Origin of the sequence: uncultured Duncaniella sp., from assembly GCF_910577345.1 — a bacterium.
Taxonomy (GTDB): Bacteria; Bacteroidota; Bacteroidia; order Bacteroidales; family Muribaculaceae; genus Duncaniella.
The window spans coordinates 76,931-90,180 of sequence record NZ_CAJTMT010000003.1; the positions used below are offsets into that span (position 1 = coordinate 76,931).

At 50.1% G+C, this 13,250-nt stretch carries 6 protein-coding genes; all 6 read left to right on the forward strand.

Features of this window, described 5'->3' with window-relative positions:
• Positions 1–721 precede the first annotated feature (721 nt).
• On the forward strand, positions 722–3,268 hold the full coding sequence (locus QZ310_RS02320) for a glycoside hydrolase family 2 TIM barrel-domain containing protein (protein ID WP_297069964.1): 2,547 nt from the start codon (positions 722–724) through the stop codon (positions 3,266–3,268).
• A 14-nt stretch (positions 3,269–3,282) separates the two neighbouring features.
• Positions 3,283–5,646, forward strand: a complete 2,364-nt coding sequence (locus tag QZ310_RS02325; RefSeq protein ID WP_297069966.1) for an alginate lyase family protein — start codon at positions 3,283–3,285, stop codon at positions 5,644–5,646.
• A 13-nt stretch (positions 5,647–5,659) separates the two neighbouring features.
• Positions 5,660–7,387, forward strand: a complete 1,728-nt coding sequence (locus QZ310_RS02330) for a DUF6377 domain-containing protein (RefSeq protein ID WP_297069968.1) — start codon at positions 5,660–5,662, stop codon at positions 7,385–7,387.
• Positions 7,388–7,695: 308 nt separating this feature from the next.
• Positions 7,696–10,728: a TonB-dependent receptor gene (locus tag QZ310_RS02335; protein WP_297069969.1), complete on the forward strand. Its 3,033-nt coding sequence runs from the start codon at positions 7,696–7,698 to the stop codon at positions 10,726–10,728.
• A gap of 16 nt (positions 10,729–10,744) precedes the next feature.
• Positions 10,745–12,424 carry a RagB/SusD family nutrient uptake outer membrane protein gene (locus QZ310_RS02340; protein WP_297069971.1) on the forward strand — a complete coding sequence of 560 codons (1,680 nt, stop codon included), beginning with the start codon at positions 10,745–10,747 and terminating at the stop codon, positions 12,422–12,424.
• A gap of 65 nt (positions 12,425–12,489) precedes the next feature.
• On the forward strand, positions 12,490–13,134 hold the full coding sequence (locus tag QZ310_RS02345; RefSeq protein ID WP_297069974.1) for a hypothetical protein: 645 nt from the start codon (positions 12,490–12,492) through the stop codon (positions 13,132–13,134).
• Positions 13,135–13,250 lie beyond the last annotated feature (116 nt).

Sequence of the window (13,250 nt, forward strand, 5' to 3'; positions counted from 1 at the left end):
ATATAGGTTTCTTTATTATTCATAAATTTACTTCATTATTAATTTCGTAATTTCATATACAACTGTTTATTAAAGACTAAAGTAATTCAATATAGTAGATACAAGTATAGCAATGATAACTCAACATAACCTACATATAGAAATAGCCTAATTATTACCATAATACCAATAATTTATTATTTCTCCCATACCAAAATCTCAGTAATTATTATATATAGTCTGACATATCATGAGAGATGACATCCTATTAATGGCAAAGGTACGAAATTTTTGTCATATTCATCTCTCAATATAAATTAACATTAAAAAGTGAGCGTCTCTAAACAAAAAACGAATTGCGACCAACATGGAAGGACTGACTATATTTAATCACACTAATTTACTATTTTCACTGGTTATTCTCACACAAGTCTGTATGTGAGATTCAAATATAAAGTAGCGATATTAACAAACATTAAATCTATGAATATCAAATCAGGCATTTTATCTAAAGTAAATTTTTAAGGCAAAAATACGGTTAAAAAGTTTACTTTAAATAACGGTATGAAATATAATAAAACTCTTATTAACAATAATATAGTTAATTTTTGAGTTTACTTTTGAAAGTTACCGTGTCTTGTGTCCAAAATAAATAAACCATACCTTTGTAATATCACATTAATCTTCACCCATGAAAATAGAATTTGTCGTGAAAATTTGGTTATTCATATTACTGTTTTCTATGATTGGCAAAGTGACCTCTGCTCACGAGACAATCACCATGAATGACGGTTGGAGGTTCAGGTATGGAACCGACAGTGTGGCCGTGCCGGTCCATCTGCCCCACAGTTGGAACGGGGATGCGTATCATTCGAGAGATTACAAGCGCGGCTCCGGTGAGTACACGAAACAGATCCGTGTTCCTTCAAATTTCAACGGCAAGCGACTCTATCTGAAATTTGATGGCGCAGCAACAAAATCAGAGGTAAGGATTGATGGAAAATCTGTGGGTTCCCACATCGGGGCTTACTCATCACATATAATAGATGTTACTCCTTACCTTACTCCCGGTGCAACTCATGAACTGAACGTAAGGGTGGACAATGCTGACCGCAACATTCCTCCACATTCCGCTGACTTTACTTTCATGGGTGGTCTTTACCGTGATTCATGGTTGATTGCTGCCGCTCCCGTTCATTTTGCCATCCAAAGTAAGGCTTCCCATAAGGTCACAACTCGCGTTGGAAAGGACGGTGTAGGCAGTGCTGACATTCGCGGCACTATTGTCAACGCCACCGGCAAAAAGTGCCGTGCTGAAATCAGGGCATCGCTATATGCACCCGATGGAACATATCTGACATCTCGGGTAAAGAAAGTGACTCTAAACAATGGTTTGGAGCCTTATAGTCTCTCCTTTAATAATATATGTGGAGTAGATTTGTGGACACCCGAAACTCCGTCGTTGTATAGGTTGGTCCTCGACTTGTCGGTTGACGGTAGTGAGGTAGACTCTCTGCGCGAGAATATAGGTTTCCGTACCTTTAGCTTTGATGATCAAGGTCGCTTTACCCTTAATGGCAAGCCTTATAAGCTTCGCGGTCAATGTCGTCATCAGGACCAAAGCCCTATGGGAATAGCACTCACGGATGAGCAACATCGCCGTGACATTGGTATGATTAAGGAAATGGGGGCAAACTTCATCCGCATAAGCCACTATCCTCAGGATGATGCCGTGTTGGAGATGTGCGACCGCCTTGGCCTCATTGCATGGGAAGAGATTCCGGTCATAGACTATGTCCCTGAAAGCGGGAAATTTGCTGAAAACTGCGAAATAATGTTGCGCGAGATGATACGCGACCATTACAATCACCCATCCATAGCTATGTGGGGATACATGAACGAGATTCTTCTCCGTATGCCCGGCGAGAATAAAGACCTCACAAAGCAGCGCACACTTGCGCTTGCCAAGCGCTTGGAACAAGTTGTAGCTGAGGAGGATTCAACCCGTATGACCACAATGGCATTTCATGGGAGCGACGTGTATCATGGAGCAGGCCTCTCCGACATTACCGATGTGAAGGGGTGGAACCTTTATCAAGGGTGGTATGGCGGTCGTTTCGACGGCTTTGAAGAATTCCTGTCACGTCAGCACCGTGAACATCCTGACCATCGTCTGATTGTCAGCGAATACGGAGCCGGATCCGACCTGCGTATCCATTCGCTGAATCCCGAACCCTTTGATTTCAGCATGGAGTATCAGCAGAAGTATCTCGAACATTACCTCCCGGTGATTGAGGACTCGTCTTTTGTCGCAGGTGCATCACATTGGAATTTCATTGACTTCTCGTCGGCCAACCGCGCAGAGTCCATGCCTCACATCAACAATAAAGGTATTGTCACCAATGACCGTCTCAAAAAGGATGTGTCCTATTACTACAAATCTTTATGGCATGATGTCTCTTCCGACACCGTGGCCCACATCGCAGTGCGCGATTGGCCGGAGAGAACAGACATCCCGAATCGAAACGGACACGTGGAGCATCCTGTAAAAGTCTATACCAATCTCCCGGCTGTAGTGCTAAAAATCAACGGAATGGCCCTCGGCCGCAAAGAAGTGGATAATTGCCACGCTATTTTCAACGTACCGCTTACTCCGGGCCACAACCTGATAGAGATTGCATCTGACGAATCACCCGAAAAAATTCTCGATGCCGCGACTGTCACACTCCACACCATCGGGCGCACCGGTTCATCCATCGACCTGACAACAGAAGAACTTGCTGTCAATGTCGGCTCCGGATGCTATTTCCGTTCGGACGATAGCGGTCTCTCATGGATTCCGGACCGTGAATATACTCCCGGCGGTCTTTATGGCCACATCGGAGGCAAGCGTAGCGTAAGTCAGGACGAAATTTCTCTCACAGCGGATGGGCCGCTCTTCCAACGGTGTGTCACCGGACTGGAGGAATACCGTCTCGACGTTGCTCCGGGAGACTATGAGGTGGAACTGTTATTTGCCGAACTGGCCTCACCGTCGGCACAATCGGCCTATATGCTTGGACATAATGCCGGCTCTGACGGCAACAAATGGACAAGCATGGACATCCTCATCAACGGACGGAAAGTGGAGGAAGCCTTCTCGCCCGGCTCGACGGCGGGAGTCAAGACTATGGTAAGACGAAAATACACGGCTCACGTTGATGGCGAGCGGGGTATTTCTATCAGCTTTGCCCCTTCGACCGATGGTGTCACAACCTCTCTTTCAGCTATTAAGATAAGAAAAATCTAATCCCCATATCACTCATGAAGAAATCAATCATATCGGTAATGACCCTGTTGCTGACGACATTCGGCACCGCTTATGCTCAATCGGTCTGGAGCCGTCAGCATCTCGACATGGTCAAAACACAGCTCGAACGCCCGATGTACTCGCAGGCCTACTCCTCGCTCATCAATGAAGCCGACGGTCTGCTCGATGCCGCTCCGCTAAGCGTGATGATGAAAGAAAAACCATCGCCGAGCGGCAACAACCATGACTACACAAGTCTTGCCCGTTATTTCCACCCGGACCCATCGAAAGCTGACGGTCTTCCATACGTCAACCGCGACGGTGTGACCAATCCGGAAATCAATCTTTACGACCGTAACCGTCTCGGTCAGACTGCACATCGCATCAGCACTCTTGCACTTGCCTGGCATCTGAGCGGCGACGAACGCTATGCTGCCAAGGCCACCCAACTGCTTAAAGCATGGTTCCTCGACCGCGACACGCGCATGAACCCGCATTTTGAGTACGCACAGATGGTCCCCGGAATTAACGGAAACAAAGGACGGTCATACGGAGTGCTTGACGGTTACTCCTTTGTCGAGATGCTCGATGGCGTGGCACTGCTGTCCGGTTCGAAATCATGGACTAAGAAGAACGACAAGGAATTGAAACGCTGGATGGGATCTCTCCTTGACTGGATACTAACATCCGAACAAGGCATCGAGGAATCGCGCGCGGCCAATAATCACTCAACCGCATACGATGCACAGGGCATAGCAATCGCCATGTATGTCGGACGCAACGATCTTGCCCGTAAGATAATCAGCGAGGTGCCTGCCAAGCGCATCTTCACCCAGATTGCTCCGGATGGCACACAACCCCACGAAATGAGACGGACGCTCTCGTATCATTATTCCCATTACAACCTCACGCATTTTATCGACATATTCCAGATGGCCAATAAGTTGGGCGATGTGAAAATCGACAATGCCACTGATGCCGAAGGCCGCAATTTCTATAAGGCAATGGATTTCATGGCTGCATATCTCGGCAAGGATGTCACCGAATGGCCGGGACAGCAGCTCAACGGATGGGAAAGCAAGCAGCAGGATGTGGTGCGCGACCTTTGGAGAATCGCAACTATGGTCGACACCACACGCACCGATTATAAGACGCTTTACCGGACCCATCGGGTCTTCAATCCGACCGAACGTTTCACACTCCTTTACTATACCCCCGATGACATTGATGATGCTTTTGCCAACGCATCCGTCCAGCTCAAACATGCGATAAAGCGCACCAAGGCGGAAAAGAAAAACGAAGCCAATGCCTCAAAGCGTCGGGTGAGTCCGCGCACGCTTAATCCCGACGGCACACTTGCGTTGGTGCATCCCCACGACTGGACATCCGGTTTCTTCCCGGGAGAACTATGGATGATGTATCAGTTCACCAACGACCCCTACTGGCGGGAGCAAGCAGTCACATACACATGGCCCATCGAGGAAGCCAAAATGCACGGTGGTACCCATGACCTCGGATTCATGATTGGCGACAGTTTCGGTAAGGCATGGGAAATCACCGGCGAGAAGAGCTATTTTGATGTGGTCCATCAGGCTGCCAAGACCCTCTGCACACGTTTCAATCCGACAGTCGGTGCAATCCGCTCCTGGGACCACAATGCGCAGAGATGGAAATATCCCGTCATCATCGATAATATGATGAACCTTGAAATGCTCTTCAAGATGGCAGAAGCAACCGGCAACAAGCGCTTCCGCGACATTGCGGTGAGTCATGCCGACGTAACCCTTAAAAATCATTTCCGTCCCGACCGCTCATCATTCCATGTCGTTGACTACGACCCCGAGACCGGAGATATAAGGATGAAAGTCACAGCTCAGGGCTATGCTGATGATTCCTTCTGGAGCCGCGGTCAAGGGTGGGGGCTTTACGGCTACACAATGTGTTACCGCTACACGAAAGATCCGCGTTACCTCGAACATGCCAAGGGAATAGCCGACTGGTTCCTCTCGCTTCCCAACATGCCGGTCGACAATGTGCCTTACTGGGACATGAAGGCTCCCGGAACGGAGACCAACGATAATTCCGAAGTGCCACGCGATGCATCGGCAGCCTCACTCATCGCGTCCGGCCTTTATGAACTCGCTTCATACGTTAATTCCGACAGAGCTGCAAGCTACCGCACGACCGCCGACAGCATCCTCGCATCTCTTACCGAAAGATATACAGTGGCTCCGGGTGAAAAGGAAGGATTCCTTCTTGACCACTCTACCGGTCATCATCCGGCCGGAAGTGAGATAGACGTACCTCTCGTGTATGCCGATTACTATTATCTTGAAGCTCTGCTGCGCAAGCGTGATGGCGAGAAGTATTTTAAATAATAATAAGTTATATATGATGTCAATATACCGTATAATACTATTATTGGCTCTTCCGGCACTGGCAGGATTTCTCCTGCCGGTGTCGGCGCATAATTCCGAGACGGAGGCCATATTGCAGAAACTTGACGCCGCACTTGAAAAATCCGAGGAGTGGGAAGGGGTCAAGCGTCATCGGCTGTCCGAACTCCACAAGAAGGAATCCCAGGCCCGCACCATTGAAGAACGCTATTGGTCAAACAAAAATCTTTTTGACGAATATTCCGTCTACAATGCCGATTCCGCGATGGTCTACGCCAACCGCAACCATGCTATTGCCATCAGTCTCGGGGATAACTCCCGCCGGATAGAGTGGGACATAAACCGCTCCTTTATTCTTGCCGTGACAGGTCTGCTCAAAGAGGCGCAGGACGTGATTGATGGTATCGACCCGACGGAAATTCCGGCCGACCTCATGGCTGATTACTACAATCAGTTGGCATATCTGTATTCTCATTACGGGCAGTATCTCGGTCAGGATCTGACCGGAACCGTGGATTACTACATCCAGAGCCGTGCCTATCAGGACTCCACACTGCGCCATGCCTCTGCCGATGACCCGATGTATCTGTGGTACCGGGGTTGGGTGACCCTTAACGCATCGGAGGAGGAACGCCGCAACATGATTGAAGAACTGAAAGCCGATGTCGATTCTGCGGCGATGGATTCACGCGCGGATGCGATGAAAGCCTATGTCCTTGCCCGCCTCTATGAGCGTCAGAATGATCGGGACAACCGCATAAAATATCTTGCGGTATCAGCCATCTGCGATGCGCAGATTGCCAACAAGGATATTGCTTCGCTTGAAGAACTCGGCAAACTCATGCTTGCCGAGGACAATATCGACCGTGCTTACACATACGTCAACTATTGTCAGCAACAGGCACAGAGCTTTCATAACCGTGTGCGCGCTTTCACTCTTGCCAACCTTGAGAAAACCATCCGCGAGGAGTATGGCAAGCGTGATGTCTCGCAGCGTATGCGTCTGCATGTCTATCTTGTGATTCTCGCAGTGTTGTCGTTGGTACTTATTGTCGCCATATTAATAATCGTCCGAAAGAACAAGGGTCTCAACGAGTCGCGGACCCGCCTGTCGCGCCTCAACGAAGAGTTGAAGACCAATGTGGCCGAACTCACGGTGTTGCGCGAGTCGCAGGACGATACCAACCGCCGCCTTAAAGAGATAAATTCCGAACTCAGTAATGTCAATTTCCAACTGAAGGAGTCCAATCTCATCAAGGAGGAATATGTCGGACAGATGTTTTCGATATGCAGTGACTACATCAACAAACTGGAGTCGTTCCGCAAGGATGTGTCGCGCAAACTTAAGACCGGACAGATTGAAGCCCTTCGCAAGACTGTCGATTCCTCATCGATGGTCCAAAGCGAACTGAAAGAGTTCTACCACAGTTTCGACACTATCTTCCTTAATCTCTTCCCCGATTTTGTCAAGGAATTCAACAAACTCCTGCGCCCCGACGAACAGATTATCCTTGGGGAAGGGGAGTTGCTCAACACGCCTCTGCGCATCTATGCCCTCGTCCGCCTCGGCATCACCGACTCCGTCAAAATAGCCGCCCTCCTTCATTGTTCAGCCCAGACGGTCTACAACAACCGTCTCCGTATCCGCAACAAAGCCTGCATTCCTAAGGAGCATTTTGCAGAAACTGTCAGGACACTCGGTAAATTTGAACTCGGACAGTGAAATCCGATACCTTAAATCGTTCCACAACCCTTAATCAAGGTTGTCCGCACCCTTACTTTTTAAATCTTCAAAATATTAATTAACAGCTATTTGCTTTTGCAATGGCCTACTTTACCAAATTACTTGCATATCTGACTTACATTTATTAGATAGTAATTTTGCGGTGTGAACCTTAAACACCTACTTAAACAAATTCTCTTACATTTAAATCTAAGTATTGTATGAAAATTCAGTCGCAAAAACAGGATGCTCGGACCATAGCGCTCCTTCTTGGCTTATGGTTGTGCAGTTTCTGTCCTCTACTGTCGATGGCCCAAAGCCAATCTTTCCCGATTTCAGGTGATGTGGTCGACAAGACAACGGGCGAACCGTTGATTGGTGTGACAGTGATTGACAAGAATAATCCCACTGTCGGAACCTCCACCGACGTGGACGGTCGTTTCGATCTTAAGGTCAGCTCGGCCGATGCCATCATTCAGTTCTCCTACGTCGGTTATACTCCGGTTGAGATGCCGGCAAGAGATGTTAAGGGAACAATTACCATGGAAGAAACATCAACAATGCTCAATGAGGTTGTCGTTGTCGGCTATGGTACCCAGAAAAAAGTCAACCTTTCGGGAGCAGTATCGACTGTCGACGGTGATGCGCTTGCCAACCGTCCCGCATCCGATGCGCTTTCAGCTCTTCAGGGTCAGGTGCCCGGTCTGCAGGTGCTCCGCTCAAGCGGTCAGCCCGGCTCGGAAACTTCGGGTATGCGTATCCGCGGTTTCTCTTCAGCCAACTCGACTTCGACTCTCGTGCTTGTCGACGGAGTGGAGACAGACATCACACTCGTCAACCCCAACGACATTGAATCCGTTTCAGTCCTCAAAGACGCAGCCGCCTGTGCCATCTACGGAGCACGCGCAGCCGCCGGTGTCGTCCTCGTCACCACGAAGCGCGGCACCGAAGGCAAAGCCAAGGTCAGCTACAACGGTTATGTCGGTATGAACAAGCCCGGCCTGATGCCTGAGCGCGTAAGCGCATGGCAGGAGCAGGTGATGATCAATGAAGCACGTATCCAGGCAGGTGGCGGCACTGATGGCTCGCTTGAATTCGCATCATGGATTGGCAATCCTAACTTCAGCTACCGTCCCAATAACACCAACGGTCGCTGGGAATTCTTCGAAAGCACAAACTGGGTTGCAGAGGGCACACGCAAATACACCTTCCAGCAGAACCACAATGTGAGCATCACCGGAGGCAACAAGGCCACTAACTATCTTGTGTCAGGCGGCTACTTCTCAAAGAACGGTATCCTCAAATACGGTCCTGACAAGAACGAGCGCTATAATCTCCGCATCAACCTCAACACCGAGCTCAATCAGCACATCAATCTCGAAGTGCTCGCAAGCTACGACGGTAAATTCCTAAAGCAGAATCCCTACGGAGCTGCCAGCATCCTTTCGCGCCTCTATCGCGTGCGTGGCCGTCAGCCTATCTACAATCCTGAAGAGGATGAGCAGATCTACAACGGTGACCTTCAGGTCAACGCCATCGACATCATGAAGAACGGCGGCGAGAATGACACCCAGTATCAGTCATTCACCGGCAAGGGCTCGCTTATCATCAAAGACTACCTCCTCAAAGGTCTCGGACTCCGCCTGAGCGCAAGCCGTCACGCCGATTTCTACAGCGCGCGGAACTCAAAGCGTACACTTATATGGTATGACCGCCTCGGCATGGGTGTGCGTCAGTCAGCCAACAACCCCAACTCATATTACCGCCAGAAGAACAATGCATATCATGACAACGTGGAGGCATTGCTCACCTACAATGGCAAATTCGGCAAAAACCAGATTGACGTACTCGCAGGTACCTCTTACGAGCGTTACCGCAAGGACCAGATGGACGCCACCGTGAAGAATCTCAACAGCAACGATTTCTTTTCGTTCAACGCTTACAACAACGAAGAGGCAACCAACACCTCACTCTCCGACAATATTGAGACATGGGCCATGAGCTCCTATTTCGGACGTATAAACTATAATTTTGACGAACGTTACCTCTTCGAGGCCAATGTCCGCTACGACGGCAGCTCACGCCTCGCTCCCGGTCGCCGCTGGCACGCTTTCCCCTCCTTCTCGGCAGCTTGGCGTGTAAGTCAGGAGGAATGGTTCAATGTTGATCCCATCAACAACCTGAAGGTACGTGCATCATGGGGTCAGCTTGGCAACGGTGCCATCCTCGGTCTCTATGACTATATCGCAACCATCAACCGTGGCATCAACATGGGCGAGGCAAGCTACTATCAGAGCGCCATGGCTTCTGTCGACAAGACCTGGGAAATCATTACATCGACCAACATCGGTCTTGATCTCGGAATGTTCAACAACACCCTGACCCTTACAGCCGATTACTTCTGGAAGAAGAATGATAACATGCTTGCCAACGTCACCCTCCCGAATATCGTCGGTATCACCGTCCCGAAATCGAATGTCGGTACGCTCAAATCATGGGGTTGGGAAATCGAGCTTGGCTACCGCAACCGCTTCGGTGAAGTTGAGGTGAATGCAAGCGTGAGCCTCAGCGACGCCGACAACAAGGTGGTAAGCTACAAAGGTCAGAACACCATCACCGAGGGTTCGGTCGACATCCTCGAAGGTTATCCCCTCAACTCAATCTGGGGTTACAAGACCGACGGTATGTGGCAGAGCCGTCAGGAATATCTTGACTACAAGGCCGCTCATCCCGGCTACGAATCATTCAATGACGCGAAAGTGTCGGGCGGTGACATCAAATATATCGCACAGGGCAATCCTGACCACACTATTGGCCAGGGTGGCGCCACTCCCGAGAATCCCGGTGACCTCGTTTATCTCGGTTCATCCAACGGCCGTTACTTCTATACATTCAGCCTCGGCGCACAGTGGAGAGGTTTTGATGTCAACGTGATGTTCCAGGGAGTGGGTAAGCGCAGCGTGTATGTAGAGCCTGACCAGATCGCACCTCTCAAAAACACCTACGACATGCCTTGGTCAATCCATACTGACTATTGGACAGAGGACAACCCCAACGCCGCGTTCCCCCGTCTCTACAACGGCAACAACTTCAACTACAAGGCATCTGACCGCTGGATTCAGGATGGTTCCTATCTCCGTCTGAAGAACGTGACACTCGGCTACACCATTCCTATTCCGCGCAAGACCATCGAACGTCTCCGCGTCTACATCTCCGGCGACGACGTATGGGAACACACCAACATGCTGAAGGTCTTTGACCCCGAAGTAGGCAACAAGCCCTCGGCCAACTACTATCCTTTCTTCCGCACCTGGACATTCGGTGTAAACCTCACACTTTAATACCGTAAAAATCGCAATGAAAACATTTCATAAATACATACTTATCGGTGCGCTGACCTTGTCAGTGACCGCATGTGACCTCGACATGGTGCCTGAGACCACAATGACCGACAGCTCATACTGGAAAACCGAAGGCGACCTCCGCGGAGCCTGCAACCGCTTCTACGAGCAGATGAACGGCAACAATGACCTCGGCGACGGTTTCAAACATGACTACCGTTCGGATGAACTTACCACCGGCGGCGCGAATTCGATCAGCTCAGGAAATGTGCAGGTCCCTTCGACCAACGGCGCATGGACGGATGCCTACTGGCGCATCTTTATCGCCAACAATATCATCGAAAAGGCACCCCGTGCCGACGTGACACCCGAAGTCCTCAACAAGTATCTCGCCGAAGCCCGCTTCTTCCGTGGCTACTACTATTTCGAACTTACAAAGAAATATGGTGATGTGCCCCTGATGCTGAAGGCTGTCAACAATACCACCGACCCTGACATCATGATGCCCCGCTCACCGCGTGCCCAAGTGCTCGCGCAGGTCTATGATGACCTTGAATTCGCAGCCGAATGGCTTCCGGATATTGACAAGCTCGACAAATGGGGACATGTTGCACGTCAGGCTGCCATCGCTATGATTGCCCGTGTAGGTCTCTACGAGGGAACCCGCATGAAATACCACAGCGACCAAAGCTCTGACTACCGCACTCATCTGAAAAAGAGTATTGATGCTGCAGCCGAACTCATCGCGAGTGGCAAACACAGCCTCTATCCCGATTTCGAGAAGCTCTTCCAGGATGTGGCCGAAGGTCGTCAGAACCGTGAGAACATTTTCGTGAAGGAATACGGTCCCAACGGTTCGGCCGCCACTACCACCCACGGAACCATCCGCCAGATGGAAAACACTGTCAGCGTTACGCGCAACGTGGTGGATCTCTTCCTCTACACCGACGGTCTCCCACGTGAGAAATCTGCCTATACAATCACTCCCGAGACCAGCTATGATGACGTGTTCACCAACCGCGATCCCCGTCTGGGAATGACTTGCTATCAGATCGGCGAGGAGGCTTACAAAGGAGCCTTCACCCCCCACAACTTCCATCGTGGCTACAGCATCAAGAAGGGTTTTGACCTCAACCAGTGGTCGACCAATAGCAAGGAGTGGACCGACTGGATGGCCATCCGCTATGCCGAAGTCCTTATAACCTACGCCGAAGCCCTCTACGAGTACAACGGTTCCATCACTGACGATCAGCTCGACCAGACCGTCAACGCCCTCCGCAAGCGCGTCGGTATGCCGGCCATGCTCACCAACGCCTTCGCAAGTGCCAACGGCCTCGACATGCTTGAAGAAATCCGTCGCGAGCGCACTGTGGAGTTCATTGATGAGAACAAACGTTACGACGACATCATCCGTTGGAAAATTGCCGAGAAGGTTCTTCCCGTCGACATCATCGGAGCTCTCTGTCCCGCGGAAGAGGTGGCAAGCCAGAGCAAATATGACGAGCTCAAGGATCGTCTGACCGTCGGAGGTCAGCTCCGTGGCAAGCAGCGCTACGGAACTCAGGATGACCTCTATGTGATTGAGTTTGCCGAAGACCGTCGCTTCAACACCAAGAGAGACTATCTCTATCCGGTGCCCCTCTACGAAATCGCTCAGTCAGGCGGTGCGGTGACACAGAACCCCGGATGGGAATAATCACTTCCTCCCGTGACACAACAAATACATCAACACACTTAATCTCTACCTAAAAAACAACTACAATGAAAAAAGCAATATATACACTTGTCGCTCTCTTCGCTTCCATGTCGTTTGCTTCGTGCAGCGATGATGATTGGGATTATGACAAGTCCGTTGAACATGAATACTTCTACGGCCCTCAGGTCTGGGGCTATGACAAGCCCGGAACGGCCAACGGCATCGGAAACAACAACGTGGTTTTCTACAATGTCAACCAAGGCGAGACCGTAGCCGTCCCCATGCAGTTCTGGAGCGAGTTCAACCGCAGTTATGATGTGGTCACTTACTATTGGACCGCACCCAAACCCGAGGGTGAAAAGTATATCGTGGCTCTCAACAAGTACAGCAACGATGATATGATTGCCTACGACGGGCCCGAACTCGTCAGAGGTGTGGACTATGAGGTTGTCGATGAGAACGGCAACACTCTCGCCCCCGGTTCGACAGGCGCTTTCGAGATGCAGTGGCCAAACGCGCTCAAGGGAGTCAAGAATATCTATATCAAGGCTCTCAACGGCAAGAAAGGCACCTTCAATATCATGACTTGTTCCCCCGATGCAACCGTACCGTCAAGCTCCGACGTGAGCAGCACCTACCAGCACTCGGCCGGCAAGTATTCGGTGCGTATCTTCTCGCAGAACTACAGAGTGAGCGTCAATATCCTCTGATTCCGCGACGACATGCACTGTCGATGCCAAGCGATATAAAGACGCGATAATATATTTTTAAGGTAAGACAGGTTGATTTATCGTCCTCTCTTGCGACTCCTATCATTCCGTGTGCG

What these genes read in the sequence shown, in the direction of transcription:
- QZ310_RS02320 (WP_297069964.1), top strand. Translation starts at nt 722, where the DNA reads ATGATTGGCAAAGTGACCTCTGCTCACGAGACAATCACCATGAATGAC.
- QZ310_RS02325 (WP_297069966.1), top strand. Translation starts at nt 3,283, where the DNA reads ATGAAGAAATCAATCATATCGGTAATGACCCTGTTGCTGACGACATTC.
- QZ310_RS02330 (WP_297069968.1), top strand. Translation starts at nt 5,660, where the DNA reads ATGATGTCAATATACCGTATAATACTATTATTGGCTCTTCCGGCACTG.
- QZ310_RS02335 (WP_297069969.1), top strand. Translation starts at nt 7,696, where the DNA reads ATGGCCCAAAGCCAATCTTTCCCGATTTCAGGTGATGTGGTCGACAAG.
- QZ310_RS02340 (WP_297069971.1), top strand. Translation starts at nt 10,745, where the DNA reads ATGAAAACATTTCATAAATACATACTTATCGGTGCGCTGACCTTGTCA.
- QZ310_RS02345 (WP_297069974.1), top strand. Translation starts at nt 12,490, where the DNA reads ATGAAAAAAGCAATATATACACTTGTCGCTCTCTTCGCTTCCATGTCG.